The sequence below is a fragment of the Microvirga terrestris genome (assembly GCF_015694425.1).
GTDB lineage: Bacteria > Pseudomonadota > Alphaproteobacteria > Rhizobiales > Beijerinckiaceae > Microvirga > Microvirga terrestris.
Window position 1 is genome coordinate 37,781 of record NZ_JADQDN010000006.1, and the last position, 21,838, is coordinate 59,618.

Below are 21,838 nucleotides of genomic sequence, written 5' to 3' on the forward strand. Positions count from 1 at the left end.
GGCAGCCTCCTGCCGGAGAGGATCGTCGCACGCTTCCGAGACTCCCCCAATCACCGGAAGCCTGCCTTGATCCTGATCAACGAAATTGGTGAATATGGGGCCGCGGTCGCCCCGTTGTGGTTCCTGGCGGGGCCACACCTGCGCGTCCAGGCGGCTCGATGAGTCGATGCGGCTCCCGCCTGTCGATCCTGATGGTCGCGCGATGCCGCTCATGCCGCCAAGGATGTCTTCCTTGGGCTGCATATCCGACCAATTATGGAGAACTTGCGCGTTAGGTTAGAGGCGAGTTCGGCGGCTGGGCTGGATCAGGAAGGTCTGGAGCTGGCACTTCTCGTACCTTCACGGAAGGTCCGCTATCGAATGGAGCGCAGTCATTGGTCCAATCGATTGCACCCGCACCTGCCTGATACGCGACAACCGGACTGGGTGAACTTAGGGCGGAGAACAGAGGCAAAGTTGGCGCCCCAAGGGCCCTAGTTAGCGTCTAGAGAATGTAACTCAGAGAATGGCTGCCACGAAATTGGCACAAGGAATCCGGCACTTAAGGACAGAAGGCCTTAAGAGAAAAAGTCTGAAATTTCATATACTTAGATAATGGCGGAGGGAGCGGGATTCGAACCCGCGATACGGTTTCCCGTATACACACTTTCCAGGCGTGCGCCTTCAACCACTCGGCCACCCCTCCTGCATGAGCCTGCTCGGCTCAGGAACCTTGACCGCCATCCGGCAGTCATTTCAGGTTCTCCGCTTCCATCAACGGAGCGCCCGTGTATCGCCAAATTGGGGCAAAAGGCAAGGCCGAACTTGCCACAAATCATCCGGAATCGCCTTTGCCATTGCGATAAAAGAGATTAGATACTTCCCCTCTGTTTGGAGAGGTATCCTCCCTTGAAGTTTTTAGCGCGTAGCCTTGGTCTCCTGCTGATTGCAGCAGGATTTGTTGGGTTGGTAATCGATGGGACACGCTCCATCGTCAATAATGCTGTATCGTTCGCCCCTCTCGGAAAGGTCATCGGGGTCATCTTCCCCGGGAGCATAGCTGGCCTGGAGGGAGGCATGACGCAACGTGCCTATCCATGGCTGTGGGAGCCGATTGCCACCTATGGTCTTCAATTGCCCGCCTCGGTGACCGGCTTCATCATCGGCGCCTTTCTGCTCTGGCTGGGCCAGAAGCCCCTCGAGCCCATCGGGTACTTGGCAGAGCGCTAAAAACCTCACAGCAAGGTGAGGCAAGCGGCCCCTCCCATCAGAACAGGTTGATGATTACATAAGCGGGGTCACGCGAGGGATCCCCCATGTTCAGCTTCCGCAAACGAACCGACCTGCCGCAAGCCGCAGAGGCCCTGCCGGGCCGGTCAAGCCCCATCCCGACCGCTGAGCGGCACTTCATCAATGGCCACCCGCTGCTGCCGTCTTATCCCGATGGCATGGAGAAGGCTGTGTTCGGTCTCGGCTGCTTCTGGGGTGCGGAGCGCAAGTTCTGGCAGATGGGCGACGGTATCTGGATCACGGCTGCGGGATATGCCGCCGGCATCACGCCTAACCCAACCTACGAGGAGGTCTGCTCAGGTCTCACCGGCCATAATGAGGTGGTGCTGGTGGTCTATGACCCGAAGGTGATCTCCTACGACGCCCTCTTAAAGACCTTCTGGGAAAACCACGACCCGACCCAGGGCATGCGCCAGGGCAATGATGTGGGCACCCAGTACCGCTCCGGGATCTACGTGCTCAACGAGGATCAGCGCAGGGCCGCCGAGGCCTCCAAGGCTGCTTATGCCCAGGCGCTCGCAGCCAAGGGCTATGGGCCGGTCACGACCGAGATCGTGGAGGCAGGTCCGTTCTACTTCGCCGAGGACTACCACCAGCAATACTTGGCCAAGAACCCGAACGGCTATTGCGGCCTGGGCGGAACCGGGGTGTCCTGCCTCATTGGCGTGGGTGTCGCGGCCGAATAGGCCGCTCCATCGACCTCAAGACCCAAGAGAGCGGTTTGCCTCCTGCAAGGGCGAGCCGCTCTCTTTCTTGTTCAGGGCCCGTCCGGTGCCTCAAGAACGCCACGGCACTCGTTGGGCAGCTGCGCCATGGTCAGAGGCGGGCGGGGCTTGCCCGGCTTCGGATTCAGCATCTGAGGCGTAAACCAGCCCGCGAGCTCCGCTCCGCAGCCGTCGCCGCCGGGCGGCGGGTCCTGATCCGAGCACCCGGCATTGCCGGCCGGACAGGCGAGGCGGATATGGAAGTGATAGTTGTGGCCCCACATCGGCCGCACCTTGCTCAGCCAGCCGCGGTCCGCGCCCGCCTCGCGGCACAGCGCCTTCTTGATGGCGGGGTTCACAAAGATCCGGGCGACGCCACGTTCCTGAGCGGCAGCGCGGATTAGTGCGGTGTGCTGGGGCGTCCAGAGGTTCGGATCCACGTCGAGCCAGTCGTCACGTACCATGTTGGTGGCCGACAGCTCCTCCCGCTCGGCCCGGCTCAGGCGGCGGTTGGGCATGGGGGTGAGCCAGATGTCTGCATCGAGCCCGATCTGGTGCGAGGCATGGCCCGTGATCATGGGCCCGCCGCGCGGCTGCGAGATGTCGCCGACGAGAAGTCCCGGCCATCCATTGACGGAAGGAAGCCGCGTGGCGAACCTCTGCAGGAAATCGATTAGCTGCGGGTGGCCCCAGTTGCGGTTGCGGGACAGGCGCATGACCTGCCAGTTCTCCCCGTCGACCGGAATAGCCTCGGCGCCCGCGACACAGCCGCGGGCATAGCCGCCGATGGAGCGCGCCCGCAGGTCGGCAGGCGTTGTGCGCCGGCCGAAGAGTTCCTTCGCGGCCAGCTTCGGATCATCCGGATTGGCCAGCGGCGGCAGGGGTTTCGGAGTCAGGGTACCCTTGTCTTGTGCGGCGGCAGAGCCGCCGATGACGAGAGCAAGCGCGATGGCGGAGAAGCGAATCGGATTCATTCAGGAAGGCTAACCTGCAACCTGCGACTTCGAAACGTGCCGACAGCGGCCATCTTGTCGCTCTTCAAAAGAAGGGCCGGATGTAAGGTCCGGCCCTTCGTGAGGGTCAGTGCCTCGGCTGCGGGCGGCCCTCGTAGGGGCCGCGCTGGCTCATATGGCCTGGGCCGAGAGTGCGTTTGTCGTGTCCGTTTCCGGTGCGCCGCATGGTGGGCTGGTAGCGCGGGGTCGGGCGCTTCACCTGAGGTCGGCGCTGTCCGCTACCCATCGATGGGATGAACAGCGCCGCGATGCCGGCAGCAACGCCGGCGAGGACGGCCGCCGTGACAAAGGGATGAAGCTGTGCCTCGAGCAGGAGGCTGGTCTTGCGCGGCTCGCCGGGCAGGGACGAGTACATGTCGCCGTCCTCACGGGCCTGATAGAGGTTGTCGCGCATGCCGGAGCGTTCCGGCTGATCCGTCGTTTGCGAACCGTAGCCCGTCCACTCCATGGCTTTGTCCATCAGGCGCGGGGCCACCTTGCCCATGGCGCCGATGACCCAGCCGCCGAACCCGACCGTGATCTCGCGCCGCTGATGTTCGGCCGCGAACATGATCGCCTTGCCCACAAGATGCGGATCGTAGGACGGCGGAGGAACGGCATTGTTGTGGTCAAGATAGTTGCGGGCATGTTCGACATAAGGCGTGTCGATGGAGGAGGGCTTGATCAGCGTGATCGCAACCGGAGCGGCTTGGTTCTCCAGCTCCATACGCAAGCCATCGGTGAAGGCCTTCACGGCATGTTTGGATGCGGAATACTGGGTCTGCAGGATCATGGCCCGCTCGGACAGGACGCTGCCGACATTGATGATGGTGCCGCCGCGGCGGCGCATGTGGTCGGCCGCGATCATGGAGCCGTTGACGACGCCCCAATAATTCACGTCGAAGAGCTGCCGCTGATCCTCCATGGGGATCTCGTTCAGGTTGCCATACAGAGCGACGGCTGCATCGTTCACCCAGGTGTCGAAGCCGCCGAAGGTGTCGATGGCCATGCGCGCCACGCGCTCCAGATCCTCCCGCTTGCTGACATCCGCCGCCACCGCGACGGCACGGGTGCGGCCATGGCTGAGCTCATCAGCAATCTTGCTCAGGGCTTCCTCGTTGCGAGCCACGAGGACGAGGCCTCTCGCGCCACGCTCGGCGAACTGGTGCGCTGTTGCAAGTCCGATACCGCTGGATGCGCCGGTGATAACGACCACCTGCTCCTCTATCGGCTTCTGGCGAACCGCCATGGCAATCTCCCTCCTATCCTCGACTTTGGAAACGATGATCAACGTGAGGGCGATGAGGGGGTTCCTACGGCAACGCTTCGAGCGGGGCAAAGCCTTGGAAAGCTTGGAGAAGCGGAACCAGGCATCGGAACCGGGTTTTCAACCCGAGCGTTGCCTTAGGATCTCACAGACGAAGGAGCGAGATGATGCAGACGACGGCACAGAGCGGTGACGTTCGCGAAACCCATAGCCTGATCGCCAGCGACAAGGTCGAGGGAACGCCCGTCCGCCGCTCGGACGGTGAGAAGATCGGGACGATCGAGCGCGTGATGATCGAGAAGCGGTCCGGCAAGGTGGCCTATGCGGTCATGAGCTTCGGCGGCTTCATGGGTCTCGGCGAGGAATACTATACGCTTCCATGGGGCGTCCTGAAGTACAATACCGAACTCGATGCTTATGAGCTGAACCTCAACGAGGATCAGCTGCGCGGGGCTCCCCGACGCAGTGCGGAGGGGCACGATGCCTCTTACGACCGGGAATGGGAGGAGCACGTCCACCGCTACTACAATGCCACCCCCTATTGGGGTGCGAGCGACCCGATGAGCTCGGGCCGGTAACCGGCCTTGACACCTGGGAAAAAGAAATCGCCCGGTTTTCACCGGGCGATTTTTTATGCGCATGCGCCGGACGATAGAAAGGCCTATCCCGGCGCGTGCGGCATGGGCGTCTTAGCGCCGCGACTTCGACGGGCTCTTGCGGGAGCTCGACGAACGGGAGCTGGACGAACGCTTGGCGACCTTGGCCGACTTCTTCGTGGAAGAGGTACGGCTCGAAGCAGCGGCAGCGCGCTTGGGCGCCGACTTGGAGCTGCTGCGGGACTTGGACGCCGAGCTGCGGGACGAGGACTTCACCGCGCCGCGGCTGGAGCTGCGCGAGGCCGTCTTCTTGGCCGAAGAGCGCGATGCGCCGGAGCGAGCCGACGAGGACTTGCGGGAAGCCGATGAGCCCGACTTGGCCGAAGCCTTCTTAACTGTCGTCTTCTTAGCAGCAGTCGTCTTCTTGGCAGCCGTCTTCCGGGCTGTGGTCTTCTTCGCCGCGGACTTGGCAGAAGACTTTGCCGAGGTTTTCTTGGCAGCGGTCTTCCGGGCTGTCGTCTTCTTGGCAGCCGTCTTCTTCGCGGTGGACTTCTTGGCGCCGGACTTGGCCGAGGACTTCGCAGCCGACTTGGAGGTCGACTTCGCAGCCGTCTTCTTGGCCGTCGTCTTCTTTGCGCCCGAGCTCTTCGAGCCCGACTTCTTGGTGCTGGACGAGCCGCTGCGAGAGCTGCTCTTCTTCGCGGTCTTCTTCTTGGTGCTGGTCGCACCGGTGTCACCCGTGAACAGCATCGTCAGCGGGTTCTTGGTATCTGTCGGCATTGCCGCCTCCTTCAAGGGCCTTCGCGTGCAACCGTCACGCTTGCAAGGCAACGTCGTTATACCAAGGGGGTTCCGAATAACGGAAAGTGTAGACAGTAGAACGCTCACTTTTTCTGTGGATATGTTGCTCGGCACTGTTCTCTTCACTTGCCGATGCAGGACTCAATATCGGGTGCAGGATGAGAGAGTTAGACTCTGTTTTTAAAAGGCTTCGACATGATCGAGCGCCTTAGGAGGTTGCCGAGTATTGTTGAAAAAGTCTTTTGCATTCATATGCTTAAATGATGTCAGAAGTTGATCTTCTCCACTGCGCGAGTATTCGAACATCTTAATGAATGTTCAACATCGCAGTGCAATCCTCCTCACTTGGAGAGGGAAGATCAGGGCCTTTCACACGTCCGATGCCGCCCTCCGGCGCAGCGCGAAAAAAATCGACTCTCGGGCATGACGTGCGGCATGCGTGTGATCATTCGAGTCAAGAATCATGTTCAATGACTCGTCATCCGAGTCGAGGTCTGCCGATTTGAAGACTGTCACTGATGCGCGCCTTGGTCGCTGGAGGCCTCGTGTCGATGGAGGCTTCACGCGACGGGAGCAGCGAGGTAAGCGGAAGGAGCATTCACATCGTCCGGTTCATCGTGCCCCAACGCAGCATCCTTGCCGTCGTCCTCTGGATGAGCGGCGCGCTCCTCGCCTTCTCGGCAACCGCCATTGCCGTGCGTGCGCTCGCATCTGCCTTTTCCATCTTCGAGATGCTGGCCGTCCGCAACGGTGCCGGCGTCCTGATCCTGCTGGCCCTTGCACTCGTCAGGCCTGAGATGAGACCAGGCTTGAAGCCGCGGCGCTTCGGTCTCCATCTCGCACGCAACGTCCTGCATTTCGCCGGTACGGATGGGTGGGCTTTCGGCCTCACGCTTCTGCCGCTCGCAACCGTCTTCGCACTCGAATTCACGACGCCGGCCTGGGTGGCGCTGCTGGCGATTCCGCTGCTGAAAGAGACAATGACACGAGGCCGATTGGTAGCTGTTGTTCTTGGCTTCGTGGGCATTCTCGTAATCCTGCGGCCGGGGCTGGAAACCTTGCAGCCGGCCAGTTTCCTGATGCTCGGAGTAGCCTTCAGCTTTGCTCTCGTGGCGATCATGACCAAGCGCCTCACGATGACCGAGAGCACCTTCTCGATCCTGTTCTTCATGAACCTGCTGCAGCTGCCCATGAACCTTGCGGGCGTGAGGCGGGCCTTCTGGCTTCAGATCGAGACCGTCCACGTGCTGCCTCTGATCGGCATCTCCCTCGGCGGCCTGCTCGCCCATTACTGCCTGACCAACGCCTACCGTCAGGGAGATGCCACGATGGTCGTGCCCCTGGACTTCATGCGCATCCCGCTGATCGCCTTCGTCGGCTGGCAGTTCTATGGTGAGCGGCTCGATCCTTATGTCTTCCTCGGCAGCTTCTGCATCATCGTGGGTCTTCTCTATTCCCTTCAGCGCGAGGCACGCTCCGCATGACCTGGTCACCGCAACAGGATGCTGCCCTGAAAGCCGTCGCCGAGTGGCTGCGCCGCGGCGACCGCCCGGTGTTCCGGTTGTTCGGCTATGCCGGCACCGGCAAGACCACGCTCGCCAAGCATATCGCCGAGCACGTGGAGGGCGATGTGGCCTTTGGCGCCTATACGGGCAAGGCGGCGCTCGTGCTGCGCACAAAGGGCTGCGCGGATGCCTCCACGATTCATTCCATGATCTACCGCTCGCGGGAGTCCGACGAGAACGGTCCGCAATTCGTGCTCAATCGCCAGAGCCCGGCCTCGAAGGCCGACCTCATCATCATCGATGAATGCTCCATGGTGGACGAGGAACTGGGGCGCGATCTCCTGTCCTTCGGCCAGCCGGTTCTGGTGCTCGGCGATCCGGCGCAGTTGCCGCCGGTCAAGGGCGGTGGCTTCTTCACGGAAGGCGAGCCCGATGTGATGCTCACGGAGGTGCATCGTCAGGCCAAGGACAACCCGATCATCCATCTCTCCATGCAGGTTCGGGAGGGCGGCCGCCTTGAGGCTGGCACCTATGGCGAAAGCCGCATCATCCGCCGTCGCGAGATCGATGCCGCTGCCGTTATGGCGGCCGATCAGGTGCTGGTCGGTCTCAACAAGACGCGACGCCTTTACAACACCCGGCTGCGCGAGTTGAACGGTTATCGAGATCCGATGCCGGCGGCGGGCGAGAAGCTCGTCTGCCTACGCAACGACAAGACCAAGGGCTTGCTCAACGGCGGCACCTGGAGCATCCAGGCCCTGCGCGGCATCCGCAACGACTTCATCCGAATGGACGTGCTGCCCGACGACGATGCCCGTCGCCGGTCCGTGGAGGTGGCCGTGCACAAGGCCTTCTTCGAGGGTACGGAGGAGGAGGTGCCGTTCGTCCTGCGCAAGGAATCAGACGAGTTCACCTATGGCTACGCACTGACCGTCCACAAAGCCCAAGGATCGCAATGGGACGATCTCGTGCTCTTCGATGAATCCTTTGCCTTTCGCGAGCATCGCAGCCGCTGGCTCTACACGGCGTTGACCCGGGCCGCCGAGAAGATCACCGTGGTGATCTAGAAGGCTGCTTCAGGCTTCGCATCGGCATACGGGAACCCGATCGGGCTTGAACGCTTATGGTAGAAGCTGGACAGTAAGCAGCAAGGGTTTGCGGACATGCTCAAATGGGCTCTGATCTTCCTCGTCATCTCCCTCGTGGCCGGTGCCCTCGGCTTCACGGGAATTGCCTCCGGAGCGCGCAGCATCGCCAAGGTCCTGTTCGGGATCTTCCTGCTGATCTTCGTGATCTTCATCCTACTCGCCTGGGGAGCAGGCGAACTGATCTTCTAGGAAGGTGCCGCTCGGCCCGTTCAACGAGCCGGATCCGCGCCCGCGACTGATCAATGAAATGGAACAGGCGGGCTCCAGGCCCGCCTTTTCCAAAGATATCACTGACTGGCGAAGGCCGAGGTATCTTCGCCCGCGAGCTTCTTTGCATAATATGCAATTGTCTTCGAATACACCTGCGACTTGTTCCAGGCTCGGATGGCTTCGAAGTTGGGCGTGCCCGGTTCCCAATCCGCGCCTTTCACCCAACCATGGCCTTTGAGATAGTTGGCCGTGGAGGCGAGCACGTCCGCTGGGCTGCGCAGGAGATCGGCGCGTCCGTCGCCGTCGAAATCGACCGCGTATTTCACGTAGTTCGACGGCATGAACTGGGTCTGTCCCATCTCGCCCGCCCAGGCTCCGCGCATCTCGGCCGGAGACAAATCGCCTCTGTCGACGATCCGCAGCGCATCGAACAAATGAGCCTTGAAGAAGTCGGAGCGACGGCAGTCATAGGCAAGCGTTGCGACTGAGCGGATGACTGGCAAGTTGGCCTTCACGGCACCGAAATCGGTCTCCAGGCCCCAAATCGCCACCAGCACTGGAGCCGGCACGCCGTAGCGCTGCTCGATGCGCTGGAGGGTACCAGCATGCCGTTGCAGCATGTTGGCGCCACCTTTAAGGCGCGATTGAGACACCATGCGGCCAGCAAACTGCTCGAAGCTCTGCTTGAACACGCCCTGGCCGCGATCCTTCTTTATGATGCTCTGATCGAAGGTGACACCGGACAGGCCTTGCTTGACGGCTTGGGCCGAGATGCCCTGCGCCACGGCTTCCTGCGCGATGTCGTCGAGCCATTTCTCAAAGCCGGCCGGATCCCGGCATGTGGCAGCACTAGCTTGGCCCGCCACGAGCAGAGTGGCTGCGATGAGCGAGGCGCGTATGAAGGCCTGCATGAAGTCTCTCCAGGTTCATTTTCGTTCCTGAGCGAGGTAGGGCTCATCCGCTGCAACTCAAGATCACAGGCCATTGACGCAACCGGAGCAGTGCGAGTGCGTTGCTATGGAAATGGGGCCGTTCCAGCAGGAGGACCGAGTGCGCAGCGTCAAATCCTGGCGAGCAAGGACACTTCAAGCTGCGACGCTGGTCCTGCTCTCTGCCGCTTCCGGCACACAGGCTGCCAACGGGCCGCTCGACCAGCCCGGGAGGAGTGAGCCTGTTCAGGTGCGCTTCGATCCCATGATACGGCAGACATCGGTCATGGGTGCTGTCTCGTCAGGCCTCTGCTTCTCCTTCTCGCTCCCGGAAGAATGGCGCCGCACCGCCCAGGGGCTGAAGTCCACCGTTTCTGACGTTGAGATCGGCATCGGCCTTCGCTCCGCCGGAGAGCTCCGCGACATGCCTCAGCCCGATCTCGCGAGCCGCGATGCGGCCTTCCTGCAAAAGGATTATGAGGATCTTCTCGGCCGTCCCGCGCAATCGGTTTCCCTATCCCCCCACGGGAGGGCCGCCCGCTGGTCCGCAACATGGATCGATGCCAACCTGCCGAGCGCCTCTCCGAGCATGACGGTCGAGACGCTGATCGTGCCGCTCTCGGGCGAATGGGTACTCGAACTCTCCCTGAGCGGGGTCAAAACCCAGGCGGCCCATGATGCACTCGCGCGGCGTCTCCTGGCACGCTTGCAGGTACAGGGCAGGGCAGCCTGCCAGGGCTGAGAGCCCACGACGGCGTTGAACGCTTCTTCTTTACCCGTTAGCCATTCACGGTAGAAGTACCAGGGACGGGTTCGTGCAAGGACGGGTATCAAGCCATGGACGTGATCATCTACCACAATCCCCAATGCGGCACCTCCCGCAACGCACTTGCGATGATCCGCAATGCGGGGATTGAGCCGCACATCATCGAGTATCTGAAGTGCCCGCCCACGCGCCTGCTCCTGCGCCAGCTCATCGAGCGCATGGGGATGAGTGCCCGCGACGTGCTCCGCGAAAAAGGAACGCCGTTCCAGGAACTCGGCCTCGGTGATCCATCCCTCACCGACGATCAATTGCTCGATGCCATGATGGAGCATCCGCTCCTGATCGAGCGTCCCATCGTGGTCACGCCCCTCGGCGTCAGACTGTGTCGGCCATCGGAAGCGGTGCTCGACATCCTGCCGCCGCAACTGGGCGAGTTCGTCAAGGAAGACGGTGAGCCGGTGGTCGATGCCACGGGGCGGCGCGTCAGCATCGCCTGACGCTGCGGAACAAGCGGGCGCTCCTTCGGTTCAGGAACAAGACATTCCATCACCGGAGGAACAGCCAATGGAACTTCAAGGCAAGGTCGCGCTCGTCACGGGCGCAGGGTCCGGCATCGGCAAGGCGGCGGCTCTGCGCTTAGCCCGCGAGGGCGCCATGGTCGGCGTGCTCAGCCATACGGAGGATGAGATCCGCAAAGTCGCGCAGGAGATCGATCAGGCCGGAGGCAAGGCCATTCCGCTCGTTGCCGACGTAGCGGATGAGAGCCAGATGAAGAAGGCGGTGGCCGATCTTGTCCAGGCTTATGGACGGCTCGACATCGTCTTCGCCAATGCAGGCATCAACGGTGTCTGGGCGCCGATCGACGAATTGCAGCCGGCGGACTGGGACCGCACCATCAACACCAATCTGCGCGGCACCTACCTGACAATTCACTATGCGGTGCCGCATCTGAAGACAGCGGGAGGCTCCATCGTGATCACCGCCTCCATCAACGGTACGCGCACCTTCACGAGTGCAGGCGCTACGGCCTACTCCGCCACCAAGGCCGCCCAGGTGGCGATGGCCCAGATGCTGGCTGTGGAACTCGCCAAGCACAAGATCCGTGTGAACACGGTCTGCCCCGGCAAGATCGATACGGAGATCGCGGAGAACACGGACAAGCGCAACATAGAGGAGGCGGAGGTGCCAGCTGAGTTTCCTGCCGGCCGTATTCCGCTCACCGGCAATGAGCCCGGCACGAGCGAGGAAGTAGCGGAACTCGTGCTCTTCCTCGCTTCTGATCGCGCCCGTCACATTACGGGAACACCGGTCTGGATCGACGGAGCGCAATCGCTTCTGGTGTAAAGACCTGTGACTTTGAGGCCCTAATGCGCCTCCAGCCGTGTTCCTACGGGAACGGTGGGTTCCGGCACGAAAGTCTCCTTCGCCTCCGTGGGCGGTGCGGCGCGCTGGATGCTGCGATAGGCCCCCCAGATCGCCATGAGAGATTGGGTAACGATGACGAGATAAAGGAGGCCGAAGCGTCCGAATTCGGTCATGGCCATGCCCGCAATCACGGGGCCGATGGTTGCGCCGATGCCAAGCAGGATCAGCAATCCACCGGCTGCCGCTACGAATTCGCCGGGTTCCACCATGTCGTTCACATGCGCGGTCACGATGCTGTAAGTCGGAATGACACTGCCGCCGAAGATGGTCACGTAGGCAAAAACGAGCCAGGTGGGCCCGTCCAACGGCACGAAATGGATGAGCACGAACAGTATGGAAGCGGCCATGGCGGAGGCGCCGATGATCACATGCCGGCGATCCATCCGGTCCGAGAGCCAGCCGAGAGGGTAAGTGGTCGCGAAGCCGCCCAGCGTGCCGCAGGCCATGAAGATTGCGACCCCCATGGTGTCCAAGCCTCGCTCCTGTGCCCAGACCGGGCCGAGCGCGAAGAAGGAACTCGTGGTCACTCCGCACAGGACCGCCGCCACTACGCCGAAGGGCGATTGCCGGTAGAGTTGCATCAGGTTGATCCTCGTATCGCTCACCGCATGGGCCGGAGCGGTCGCCCGGGACAGGGCGGTTGGTACGAGGGCGAGCGAGATCAGAATGGCCACGAAGCAGAACAGCCGGAACCCATGCGGATCGCCCGCAGGCAGGAGCATCTGGCCACCAATGCCGGCGACGAGCCCCGTCATGCTGTAGAGGCTCAAGACCTGCCCGCGCGTCTGCACCGTGGCGGAGGCGTTGAGCCAGCTCTCCACCACAATGAACAATCCCGCAAAGCAGAAGCCGGTCACGGCCCGCGCGGCGATCCACATGGCTGGGCTAATCACCAGCAGATGGAGGAGAGCGGCCGATGCGGCTATGGCGGCCAGGGCTGAGAACGCGCGCGTGTGCCCCACCTGATGGATCACCCGTCCAGCCCAGAGAGAGCCGAGCACGATCCCCGCCCAGAAGGCTGCACCTACGGCACCGATCTCCGTGGGGGTGAACTGCTCGATGCTCCCGCGCACGCTGAGGAGAGTGCCCTGCAGGGTATTGCCGACCTGCATGAGGGCATAGCCGAGAAGAAGGGCGAAGAGGGTCGGGAGCGTGGTCCGCAAGGACGAAGTCATGGGCTCTCCTCGTGAAATGAGATCCTGTGGCTCGGATATGCGGTGCGTGAAGCTTGCCTCACTTGCAGACGTGCTGAAGCCCGGCGTCGAAAGACCCCGCATTTCGGCAGATGACAGTGTAGAGATCAAACCCGGTGCCTGGATTGAACTCTGCCAGGGAGGGGATGTTCCAATGTTCGATGATGCAGGGTCGTCGCAAAAAAAGGCCCAGCTGCGGGTGAGCTGGGCCTTGGGATTTCAATGAAAGATGCAGGACGTGCCTCACGTATCCATCTTCAGCGCCGCGATGAAGGCTTCCTGCGGGATGTCGACCTTGCCGAATTGGCGCATCCGTTTCTTGCCTTCCTTCTGCTTGTCGAGCAGCTTGCGCTTGCGCGAGGCGTCGCCGCCGTAGCACTTAGCGGTAACGTCCTTGCGCAGCGCCCGGATGGTCTCGCGGGCGATGATCTTGCCGCCGATGGCCGCCTGGACCGGGATCTGGAACATGTGCGGCGGGATCAGCTCTTTCAGCTTCTCGCACATGGCGCGGCCACGGCCCTCGGCCCGGTCGCGGTGGACCAGCATGGAGAGCGCGTCCACCGGCTCGGCATTGACCAGCACCGACATCTTCACGAGGTCGCCCTCGCGGTAGTCGGAAATGTGATAGTCGAAGGAGGCGTAGCCCTTCGAGATCGACTTCAGGCGGTCGTAGAAATCGAACACCACCTCGTTGAGCGGCAGGTCGTAGACCACCATGGCGCGCTTGCCGACATAGTTCAGGTCGATCTGAACGCCGCGCCGCTCCTGGCACAGCTTCAGCACCGAGCCGAGATAATCGTCGGGCGTGAGGATGGTGGCGCGGATCCACGGCTCCTCGATGGTCTCGATCTTCATCACGTCCGGCATATCGGCCGGATTGTGCAGCTCGATGGTCGAGCCGTCGCGCAGCTTCAGGTGATAGACCACGGACGGCGCGGTGGAGATGAGGTCGAGGTTGAACTCGCGCTCCAGACGCTCCTGGATGATCTCGAGATGCAGCAGGCCGAGGAAGCCGCAGCGGAAGCCGAAGCCCAGCGCGGCGGAAGTCTCCATCTCGTAGGAAAAGCTCGCATCGTTGAGGCGGAGCTTGCCCATGGCGGCACGCAGGTTCTCGAACTCGGCGGCGTCAACGGGGAAGAGGCCGCAGAACACCACCGGCTGCACGGGCTTGAAGCCCGGAAGCGCTTCTGCCGTTGGCTTGCGGTCATCCGTGATGGTGTCGCCGACGCGGGTATCGGCCACTTCCTTGATCGAGGCGGTGAAGAAGCCGACCTCGCCCGGACCGAGCACGGGCATTTCCTGCATCTTCGGCGAAAACACGCCGACGCGGTCGAGGCTGTAGGTGGCGTTGGTCCCCATCATCTTGATGGTCGAGCCCTTCTTCATGGACCCATCGATAATGCGCACCAGCACGACCACGCCGAGATAGGCGTCGTACCAGGAATCGACCAGAAGCGCCTTGAGCGGCGCGTCAGGGTCGCCCTTCGGCGGCGGCAGTTTCTTGACGATGGCCTCCAGCACGCCCTCGATGTTGAGGCCGGTCTTGGCCGAGATCGGAACGGCGTCGGACGCGTCGATGCCGATCACCTCCTCGATCTGCTCCTTGATCCGGTCCGGATCGGCAGCCGGCAGGTCGATCTTATTGAGGACCGGGACGATCTCGTGATTGGCGTCGATGGCTTGGTAAACGTTGGCTAGCGTCTGCGCCTCCACCCCCTGAGACGCGTCGACCACCAGGAGCGAGCCCTCGCAGGCGGCCAAAGAGCGCGAGACCTCATAGGCGAAGTCCACGTGGCCGGGGGTGTCCATCAGGTTCAGGATATAAGTCTTGCCGTCCTGAGCCTTGTATTCCAGGCGCACCGTCTGGGCCTTGATGGTGATGCCGCGCTCGCGCTCGATATCCATGTTGTCGAGCACCTGCTCCGTCATTTCGCGGGCGGTGAGCGCCCCCGTGGTCTGGATCAGGCGGTCGGCGAGCGTGGACTTGCCGTGGTCGATATGGGCCACGATGGAGAAGTTGCGGATATTGTCGAAGGTGCGCGCGGTCATCAGTAAACTCTGGCGGGTGTGAAACCCTGTTGGCCGGGCAATAGCAGCCCGGCCCCCATATGCCAAGGGAAGGCGGTGTCGCGCGCAAGGGGGAGTCTCGCGATCCGCCATCAATATCCTGTTCCTCTGAAGTTTTTCCTCAGGCCGGGGGTGGGACCCGGCGTCTATGGCCTCACGGGGCAGGCGGCCGCCCAGGGGTGCAATGCGGTCTGGCTCGCCTCGCCTGATCCCTTTCGAGGCGAGAACCGTCCGAAGAGCCACCCCCGAAGAGTTTTAGCAGCACGACGCGCAGGTGCGTAGGATCACCGCACCGTGAGGAGAACAGGCGTATCCATCGGCATGCGTTCATCCTGGTGGAAGGAAAAACGTATATGGCCCAGGTGATAGCCGCCAGAAGGCTGCTGTGGTCCGGTCAGGTTCGTTGTTCGGTCGCAGTTGCTGCGATGCTCCTCTTCTACGGCATACTCAAGAGTGAGCCGGCCGTTCCGCAACCAGCGAGCGGGAGCCCGCCATCGACACTGCAGGAAACCGGCCTCTATGCCGATTTCGACACTCTACAGGTCGATTCTGCTCATCTCGCCTTTGCCCCGCAATACCCGCTGTGGAGCGACGGCGCCACCAAGCGCCGCTGGATCTCGCTGCCGCCAGGCACTGCTATTGACGGGTCCGATCCGGAGGTCTGGATCTTCCCGGTTGGCACGCGCTTCTGGAAAGAATTCTCCTTCAATGGTGAGAGGGTCGAGACGCGCTACCTCGAACGCCGGGCTGACGGTCAGTGGCTCTATGCCGCCTATGCCTGGAGCGCCGATGGCCGCGAGGCGCAACTGGTCTCAGCCCGCGGCAAGCGCGGCGTATATCCTCTCGCAGGCGGGCGCACGCATACGATTCCGGGTGTGACCGATTGCAAGGCATGTCATCAGGGAGGCCCGTCCGAGGTTCTCGGCTTCAGCACCCTGCAGCTTTCGCCGGAGCGGGATCTCGGCGCGTCGCATGCCGAGCTTCAGCCCGAACCGCATGTGGATCTTAGATATCTTGTCGACAGGGGCCTGCTCGTCGGTCTGCCCCGGGCGCTGCTCGATACGCCGCCTCGGATCGCGGCCGCGACGGCGACGGAGCGCGCCGCTCTCGGCTACATGCATGGCAACTGCGGGCATTGCCACAACGAACGGGGCTCATTGCAGAACATCGGGCTCTTCCTCCGTCACAGCGTCATGAATTCAGACGAACCGGCCATCGCGAGCACCGTCCGGCAATCTGTGAAGAAGCCGGCTCCCGGCCAGTCACCCGACGCTGTGTTGCGTGTTGCGCCGGGGCATCCGGACCGTAGCGGGCTGATGCAGCGGATCTCCTCCCGCTCTCCCAGTTTGCAGATGCCGCCGCTCGGAACTGACCTGATCGATGACGAAGCCGTGCGCCTGCTCTACCGCTGGATCGAAGAGAAGGGTGCTTCCATTCAGCAAGCGCACATAAACGAGGAAGGGAGATGACCATGCACCGCGCTTTGCCGATGATGTTGACGACTGCCTTGTTGGTGCCCAGCACCGTGTCTTCTCAGGACAGCGCCGGCGCGCAGGTGAAGCGCGGCGAGTATCTGGTCTCGATCGCAGGTTGCCACGATTGCCACACGCCCTGGACCACGGGCTCTGCCGGTCCGGAACCTGACATGAAGCGGGCATTGTCGGGCCACCCGCAGGATGTGATGATTTCCGCTCCGGCCACTCTCTCACCACCCTGGAGTGGCGCTATGAATCCAACCTCGACAGGCTGGTCCGGCCCCTGGGGTGTCAGTTTCTCCGCCAATCTCACGCCAGACCCGGAAACCGGTGTGCTGCGGGATTTCACCGAGCAGCAATTCATCCAGACCATGCGCACGGGGCGCCATCAGGGTCAGGGCCGGCCGATCCTGCCGCCGATGCCGTGGCCAGCCTATGGAAATATGACCGATGACGACCTGAAGGCGGTCTTCGCCTATCTACGCCAAGTTCCTCCTGTGAAGAACAAGGTGCCTGATCCGCTGCCGCCGAAGCAGTGACCGACTCAGTGTGACACGTTGCTTACTGCCCGATCCATCGCAGCGGCTCCGCCGACTCGTGGAGACGTGACACAGGATGGCGGCTCTCGATTGCCCGGATCTTTTTCTCGACCAGATCGGCGAGAGCGCTTCCGGGGCTTGAAGCGCGCAAATCCCGCACGGCATCCTTGATCTGTTTCAGATCGGAAGGCGATGGCATGACCTCCACCATCTCCTGAAAAGACCGGTCTGACATGATGCGGGTTCTCCGTTGGGTCACGGGTAACGAAGGGGGCAATCCAAAGCAGGATCAGGCTTAAGCTTCGCCTGATGCCGGCCGCATTGCGGGAGGATTACGATTTCGTAAGGGAGGTGGTCACACCGGAGAGACCGTGACAAGGGTTATCGCCCCTTCTCCAAAATCCGGGAGATCACCTTGGCGGTGTAGTCCACCATCGGGACGATGCGGGCGTAGTTAAGCCGCGTCGGGCCGATGACGCCGAGAACGCCGACGATCTTCTGGCTGCCGTCTCGGAACGGCGCGGCGATCATCGAGGAACCGGAGAGCGAGAACAGCTTGTTCTCCGATCCGATGAAGATGCGCACCCCTTCGCCGCCCTCGGCGCGGCTCAAAAGGTCGATCACGTCGGTCTGCGTCTCGAGATCCGAGAAGAGCAGGCGGATGCGCTCCAGGTCTTCCACCGCCTTCAGGTCGTCCAGGAGATTAGCCTGTCCGCGCACGATGAGCTGGCGGGATTCCGCCGGCCCCACGGTGGTGGCGAGCCCTGCCTCGACGAGCCTTGCGGTGAGCACGTCAAGCTCGCGCTCCATGTCGCCACGGCGTACCTGGATCTCGCCCTTGATGTCACCGAGCGTCTTGCCCTGGATGCGGGCGTTGAGGAAATTGCCGGCCTCCACCAGGGCCCCGGCGGGCAGGCCCGCGGGCAGGTCGAGGAGGCGGTTTTCCACCGAGCCGTCCTCGGAGACCAGCACCACGAGGGCACGGGCCGGGTCGAGGCGCACGAATTCGATATGCTTGAGCCGCGCATTGGACTTGGAGGTCACCACCACGCCGGCGCCGCGCGAGACGCCGGAAAGCAGCGTCGAAGCCTCGGCGAGGGCCGTTTCCATGGTGTGGCCGGAAGCTGCTGCCCGCATCTGCGCCTCGATGCGCGCCCGCTCGTCGGAGGTGACGTCGCCGATCTCCATCATGGCATCGACGAAGAAGCGCAGACCCGACTCCGTGGGCAGGCGCCCGGCGCTGGTATGGGGGGCGAAGATCAGGCCCGCCGCCTCAAGATCCGCCATCACGTTACGGATCGAGGCCGGCGAGAGCGTCATCGGCAGGAGGCGGGAAAGATGGCGCGAGCCTACGGGCTCGCCCGTTATCAGGTAGCTCTCGACGATCTGGCGGAAGATCTCGCGGGAACGGTCGTTCAGCTCCGCGATGGCGCGGGCTTCCGACAGATAGGAAAAGGGCCCGGTGGCGTGCATCCGATGGGTTCTACGCTCTCAACAACTCGACGCTGCAATGAAGCATTATGTGCGGGGCCAACGCCGATTAGGCAAGGCTTGACCCTTGCGCAAAGCGCCTGGGGGCCTCAAACAGGCGTGAATCACTGAGATCTGAAGGAGAATCCCGCCATGCGTCCGTCCAACCGCGCCCCCGACGAACTGCGTCCCGTCACCCTGGAGCGCGGCGTCGCGCGCTATGCGGAGGGCTCCTGCCTCGTCTCCTTCGGCAACACGAAGGTCATCTGCACCGCCTCGCTGGAGGAGAAGGGCCCACCGTGGCTGCGTGGCACCGGCAAAGGCTGGGTGACGGCGGAATATTCCATGCTGCCCCGTGCCACCCATGAGCGCACCCGCCGCGAGGTGAATTCCGGCAAGCCGTCGGGCCGCACTCAGGAGATCCAACGCCTCATCGGCCGCTCCCTGCGTGCTGTGGTCAACCTGCCGGCCATCGGCGAGCGCCAGATCGTGGTCGATTGCGACGTGATCCAGGCCGATGGCGGCACCCGCACCGCCTCCATCACGGGCGCCTGGGTGGCCCTGCACGATTGCTTCGCCTGGATGCAGAGCCGCTCCATCATCTCGATCAATCCCCTGCGCGAGCCCGTCGCCGCCATCTCCTGCGGCATCTACAAGGGCACCCCGGTGCTCGATCTCGACTATGCGGAGGATTCGGCCGCCGAGACGGATTCCAACTTCGTGATCACGGGCTCCGGCGGCATCGTCGAGGTCCAGGGCACGGCCGAAGGCAAGCCCTTCTCCGAGGAGGAGTTCCTGCACCTCCTGCGCCTTGCGAAGGCCGGCGTGACACAGCTCGTGGACCTGCAGAAGAAGGCGGTTGCATGAGCCTGCATCGTTCCCTGACCGGCAAGGTCGTCATCGCCACTCACAACGCAGGCAAGTTGCGCGAGATGCAGGAGCTGCTCGCGCCCTTCGGCATCGAGGCCGTGTCGGTGGGCGAGCTCGGCCTGCCGGTGCCGGACGAGACGGGGCACATGTTCGCCGAGAATGCCGCCATCAAGGCCCATGCGGCCGCCAAGGCCACGGGCCTGCCGGCCCTCTCCGACGATTCGGGGCTGTGCGTCCATGCGCTCGATGGGGCGCCTGGCCTGTTTACGGCCGACTGGGCCGGGCCGAACAAGGACTTCTACGCCGCCATGGAGCGGGTGATCCGCGAGCTTGAGAAGCGCGAAGCCACCGACCGCCGCGCGCATTTCGTATCGGCGCTGGTCATCGCCTGGCCCGACGGGCACGAGGAGCTGTTTGAGGGCCGCATCTTCGGCGAGGTGGTCTGGCCGCCGCGTGGTGACAAGGGGTTCGGCTACGACCCCATGTTCCAGCCGGACGGCTTCACCGAGACCTTCGGGGAAATTTCCTCGAAGGAGAAGCACGGCATCGACTGGTCGAAGCCGCAGCCTTCGGGCCTGTCGCACCGGGCGCGTGCCTTCGTGAAGCTGGCTGCCGGGTGCTTGGACAGGACGTGATCAGGTCACTCGAAGAAGGGCCTGCCATGCTGACGGTGATCCACATCAACGGCCCCATCAACAGCGGCAAGTCGACCCTTGGACGGGCTTTAGCCGCTTCTCTCCCCGAAGCTTCCTTCATCGACGGCGACGATCATGACGCCCCGGATGACGCTCCTTTGGATGTGCGGATCGAGGCTGCCCTTGGGCGTATCGAAACGGAGATCGCGACGGGGCAGGGGCGTTACCTTGTCGTGGCCTACCCCTTGGACAATACTGATTATGAGAGGCTGAAAACGGCCTCTGATAGGTGCCGAGCTTGGTTTCTAGTTCTGACGCTGGCGCCGCCGCTTGAGGTGGCGCTCACGAATCGGGGGCAGCGGGATCTCTCGTCGGAAGAGAAGCGCCGCATCGTCGAGATGTATGATGAGGGATATCATGCACGCCCCTTCAGCGATCTCGTTCTCGATACTTCTGTGTTGAGCCTTCCCGAGAGCATCGAGAGAGCACACGCGGTCACCCTCGAAACGATCCCTGAAAAGAAAGAGCGCCCCGGAGGGCGCACTCGCTGGTCGTAACCTGATTTAGACGCTCGTTGGGCCGTTGCCGCGGCGCTTGGCCATGTAGGCGTCGAACTCCTCGCGGTCCTTGGCCCGCTTCAGCTCCTCGACGAAGTTGCGGAAGTCGCGGGCTTCCTCGTCGAGCTTGCGGCGCTCTTCCTCGAGGCGCTCGATTTCGCTGCGGCGGTAATCGTCGAAGGCCGCGTTGCCGGTGCTGGCGAAGCCGCCGAAACCGGCAGCGCCACGGGAGCGGAAGAGGTCGTCCTTGGCTCGACCGAAAGTCTCGTTCAGGAAAGCCCTGGCCTCATCGTATTTCGGATATCCACACATTTTCCACACCAGATAGGCCAGCGCGAGCGGCCAAACGAAGATGAAGCCCAGAATGATGCCGGCGATCTCCAGACCGCGGCCGGGCTTGCGCCCGCAGCGGCGGTTGGTCCGGTTTTCCCACGGCCCCGCGTGCGGGCCCGCGTTCCAGGCGGCGGAGGCAGAATCTGACATCGAAAGGGTCCTATGTTAATGCTAACAACATTAACATGCGGATCGATTTGGGCGCTTTCAAGAGATCGGTCTTTAAAAATCGGCAGGGAGCTTAGACTTTGCCTTTCAGTGCGCCGTGGACGAGGGCAAGCACGCCGGCGCGCAGAAGTTCGTACTTGTCCGGCAGGCCGGGCCCTTTCGGCAACTGACCGGCGGCGTCGAGGGTGGCAATGCCATGGGACAGCGCCCAGACCTCGATGGCGATGAACCGGGCATCAACGGTCTGGAAGCCTTCCGGGAAGGTATCGGCAAGGGCTTTGACCAGGAAGTCGAATGCGTTGCCGGCAGGCTTGCCACCGCTTTCCACAGCCTTGGCCCAGAAGGGGCTGCAGGAGGCCTCGCCCTCGGTGGGCTTGGCCGAGAACATGGCCGTATAGAAACCGGGCTCCTGCTCGGCGAAGGCGAGATAGGCCTCGCCCATGCGGGTGAAGCGTTCCAGCGCCGTGCCGTCGCTCTGCAGAGCCCGGCCAAGGCGTTTGGCGAGCTCGTCATAGCCGCGGAAGGCCACCTCGGCCACCAGAGCATCCCGGCCCCGGAAATGGCGATAAAGGGCTGCTGGCGTCACGCCCACGAGCTTGGCCGCGTCGGCGAGGGTAAACCCGCCGATGCCCCGCTCTGCAATAAAGCGCTGCGCCGCCTCGATCAGCGCCTCCTTCAGGTTGCCGTGGTGATAGCCCTGCCGGTCGAACGGACCGCGCCAATGCCGCATGATGGGTTCCTAACTCTCTACCGGTCACCTTAGGCTTCCGGTGCGGCGGACGCCAGAAAGGAACGGCTCATAGAGTGAACATCATTGTGAGTGAAGAGGTTCAGAAATCTTTCGAACACCCCAGCCTCGTGTCATCCCCGGCGAGCGTCAGCGAGGGAAGGGGATCCATGGCGCTGAGCGTGTGAGTGG

General features: G+C 62.7%; 24 protein-coding genes and 1 tRNA gene. 15 read left to right on the forward strand and 10 right to left on the reverse strand.

Annotated elements, in window-relative coordinates:
• Positions 1–595: 595 nt before the first annotated feature.
• Positions 596–685: transfer RNA gene (locus I2H36_RS13030), tRNA-Ser, on the reverse strand.
• A gap of 371 nt (positions 686–1,056) precedes the next feature.
• On the opposite strand from I2H36_RS13030, the gene I2H36_RS13035 reads away from it, so the two are divergent.
• Together I2H36_RS13035 and msrA are read left to right on the forward strand one after the other, a co-directional pair.
• Positions 1,057–1,209 carry a hypothetical protein gene (locus I2H36_RS13035; protein ID WP_196264341.1) on the forward strand — a complete coding sequence of 51 codons (153 nt, stop codon included), beginning with the start codon at positions 1,057–1,059 and terminating at the stop codon, positions 1,207–1,209.
• Between the two features lie 86 nt (positions 1,210–1,295).
• A complete protein-coding gene (msrA, locus tag I2H36_RS13040) occupies positions 1,296–1,955 on the forward strand; it encodes a peptide-methionine (S)-S-oxide reductase MsrA (RefSeq protein ID WP_196264342.1) in 660 nt (219 codons plus the stop codon).
• Between the two features lie 71 nt (positions 1,956–2,026).
• Here msrA and mepA read toward each other — a convergent pair whose 3' ends face one another.
• Positions 2,027–2,947, reverse strand: a complete 921-nt coding sequence (mepA, locus tag I2H36_RS13045; protein WP_196264343.1) for a penicillin-insensitive murein endopeptidase — start codon at positions 2,945–2,947, stop codon at positions 2,027–2,029.
• A gap of 106 nt (positions 2,948–3,053) precedes the next feature.
• Positions 3,054–4,214 carry an SDR family oxidoreductase gene (locus tag I2H36_RS13050; RefSeq protein WP_196264344.1) on the reverse strand — a complete coding sequence of 387 codons (1,161 nt, stop codon included), beginning with the start codon at positions 4,212–4,214 and terminating at the stop codon, positions 3,054–3,056.
• A gap of 185 nt (positions 4,215–4,399) precedes the next feature.
• Here I2H36_RS13050 and I2H36_RS13055 point away from each other — a divergent pair, with 185 nt between their 5' ends.
• From I2H36_RS13055 to I2H36_RS13075, 5 genes are all read left to right on the forward strand, one after another.
• On the forward strand, positions 4,400–4,810 hold the full coding sequence (locus I2H36_RS13055) for a PRC-barrel domain-containing protein (RefSeq protein ID WP_196264604.1): 411 nt from the start codon (positions 4,400–4,402) through the stop codon (positions 4,808–4,810).
• Between the two features lie 136 nt (positions 4,811–4,946).
• Complete coding sequence (locus tag I2H36_RS13060) at positions 4,947–5,813, forward strand: AAA family ATPase (RefSeq protein WP_196264345.1); 867 nt, start codon at positions 4,947–4,949, stop codon at positions 5,811–5,813.
• Positions 5,814–6,147: 334 nt separating this feature from the next.
• Positions 6,148–7,113 carry a DMT family transporter gene (locus I2H36_RS13065; protein ID WP_246718799.1) on the forward strand — a complete coding sequence of 322 codons (966 nt, stop codon included), beginning with the start codon at positions 6,148–6,150 and terminating at the stop codon, positions 7,111–7,113.
• Complete coding sequence (locus I2H36_RS13070) at positions 7,110–8,201, forward strand: ATP-dependent DNA helicase (RefSeq protein WP_196264346.1); 1,092 nt, start codon at positions 7,110–7,112, stop codon at positions 8,199–8,201. The genes I2H36_RS13065 and I2H36_RS13070 overlap by 4 nt, the downstream gene beginning before the upstream one ends.
• A 96-nt stretch (positions 8,202–8,297) precedes the next feature.
• Positions 8,298–8,471, forward strand: a complete 174-nt coding sequence (locus I2H36_RS13075; RefSeq protein ID WP_036347532.1) for a DUF1328 domain-containing protein — start codon at positions 8,298–8,300, stop codon at positions 8,469–8,471.
• Between the two features lie 98 nt (positions 8,472–8,569).
• Here I2H36_RS13075 and I2H36_RS13080 read toward each other — a convergent pair whose 3' ends face one another.
• Complete coding sequence (locus I2H36_RS13080; protein ID WP_196264347.1) at positions 8,570–9,403, reverse strand: lytic murein transglycosylase; 834 nt, start codon at positions 9,401–9,403, stop codon at positions 8,570–8,572.
• A gap of 139 nt (positions 9,404–9,542) precedes the next feature.
• Between I2H36_RS13080 and I2H36_RS13085 the strand changes: the two genes are divergently transcribed.
• The 3 genes from I2H36_RS13085 (at position 9,543) to I2H36_RS13095 (ending at position 11,531) form a co-directional block, all read left to right on the forward strand.
• A complete protein-coding gene (locus tag I2H36_RS13085; protein WP_196264348.1) occupies positions 9,543–10,163 on the forward strand; it encodes a hypothetical protein in 621 nt (206 codons plus the stop codon).
• Between the two features lie 95 nt (positions 10,164–10,258).
• Positions 10,259–10,684, forward strand: coding sequence for an arsenate reductase (glutaredoxin) (gene arsC, locus I2H36_RS13090; protein ID WP_196264349.1), 426 nt, complete (start codon positions 10,259–10,261; stop codon positions 10,682–10,684).
• A 67-nt stretch (positions 10,685–10,751) separates the two neighbouring features.
• A complete protein-coding gene (locus tag I2H36_RS13095; RefSeq protein ID WP_196264350.1) occupies positions 10,752–11,531 on the forward strand; it encodes an SDR family oxidoreductase in 780 nt (259 codons plus the stop codon).
• A 20-nt stretch (positions 11,532–11,551) separates the two neighbouring features.
• On the opposite strand, the gene I2H36_RS13100 is transcribed toward I2H36_RS13095, so the two are convergent.
• Entirely contained in the window at positions 11,552–12,787 is a 1,236-nt protein-coding gene (locus tag I2H36_RS13100; RefSeq protein WP_196264351.1) for an MFS transporter, read from the reverse strand.
• Positions 12,788–13,048: 261 nt separating this feature from the next.
• Positions 13,049–14,854 (reverse strand): translation elongation factor 4, encoded by a 1,806-nt coding sequence (gene lepA / locus I2H36_RS13105; protein ID WP_196264352.1) that lies wholly within the window; start codon positions 14,852–14,854, stop codon positions 13,049–13,051.
• A 371-nt stretch (positions 14,855–15,225) separates the two neighbouring features.
• Here lepA and I2H36_RS13110 point away from each other — a divergent pair, with 371 nt between their 5' ends.
• Both I2H36_RS13110 and I2H36_RS13115 read left to right on the forward strand, forming a co-directional pair.
• Positions 15,226–16,341, forward strand: a complete 1,116-nt coding sequence (locus tag I2H36_RS13110; RefSeq protein WP_196264353.1) for a hypothetical protein — start codon at positions 15,226–15,228, stop codon at positions 16,339–16,341.
• Entirely contained in the window at positions 16,338–16,886 is a 549-nt protein-coding gene (locus I2H36_RS13115; RefSeq protein ID WP_246718800.1) for a c-type cytochrome, read from the forward strand. Before I2H36_RS13110 ends, I2H36_RS13115 begins: the two co-directional genes overlap by 4 nt.
• Positions 16,887–16,908: 22 nt before the next feature.
• Here I2H36_RS13115 and I2H36_RS13120 read toward each other — a convergent pair whose 3' ends face one another.
• Complete coding sequence (locus tag I2H36_RS13120) at positions 16,909–17,121, reverse strand: hypothetical protein (RefSeq protein WP_196264355.1); 213 nt, start codon at positions 17,119–17,121, stop codon at positions 16,909–16,911.
• Positions 17,122–17,267: 146 nt separating this feature from the next.
• Entirely contained in the window at positions 17,268–18,359 is a 1,092-nt protein-coding gene (gene hrcA, locus I2H36_RS13125; protein ID WP_196264356.1) for a heat-inducible transcriptional repressor HrcA, read from the reverse strand.
• Between the two features lie 150 nt (positions 18,360–18,509).
• Here hrcA and rph point away from each other — a divergent pair, with 150 nt between their 5' ends.
• From rph to I2H36_RS13140, 3 genes are read left to right on the forward strand one after another with little or no spacing between them, the layout of a single operon-like run.
• A complete protein-coding gene (gene rph, locus I2H36_RS13130; RefSeq protein WP_196264357.1) occupies positions 18,510–19,223 on the forward strand; it encodes a ribonuclease PH in 714 nt (237 codons plus the stop codon).
• Positions 19,220–19,861 carry an RdgB/HAM1 family non-canonical purine NTP pyrophosphatase gene (rdgB, locus tag I2H36_RS13135; RefSeq protein ID WP_196264358.1) on the forward strand — a complete coding sequence of 214 codons (642 nt, stop codon included), beginning with the start codon at positions 19,220–19,222 and terminating at the stop codon, positions 19,859–19,861. The genes rph and rdgB overlap by 4 nt, the downstream gene beginning before the upstream one ends.
• Positions 19,858–20,418, forward strand: coding sequence for a shikimate kinase (locus I2H36_RS13140; protein ID WP_343234446.1), 561 nt, complete (start codon positions 19,858–19,860; stop codon positions 20,416–20,418). The genes rdgB and I2H36_RS13140 overlap by 4 nt, the downstream gene beginning before the upstream one ends.
• Positions 20,419–20,424: 6 nt before the next feature.
• Here the strand turns inward: I2H36_RS13140 and I2H36_RS13145 are convergent, their stop codons facing one another.
• Together I2H36_RS13145 and I2H36_RS13150 are read right to left on the reverse strand one after the other, a co-directional pair.
• On the reverse strand, positions 20,425–20,901 hold the full coding sequence (locus I2H36_RS13145) for a DUF2852 domain-containing protein (RefSeq protein WP_196264360.1): 477 nt from the start codon (positions 20,899–20,901) through the stop codon (positions 20,425–20,427).
• Between the two features lie 91 nt (positions 20,902–20,992).
• On the reverse strand, positions 20,993–21,649 hold the full coding sequence (locus I2H36_RS13150; RefSeq protein ID WP_196264361.1) for a TetR/AcrR family transcriptional regulator: 657 nt from the start codon (positions 21,647–21,649) through the stop codon (positions 20,993–20,995).
• Between the last annotated feature and the right edge of the window lie 189 nt (positions 21,650–21,838).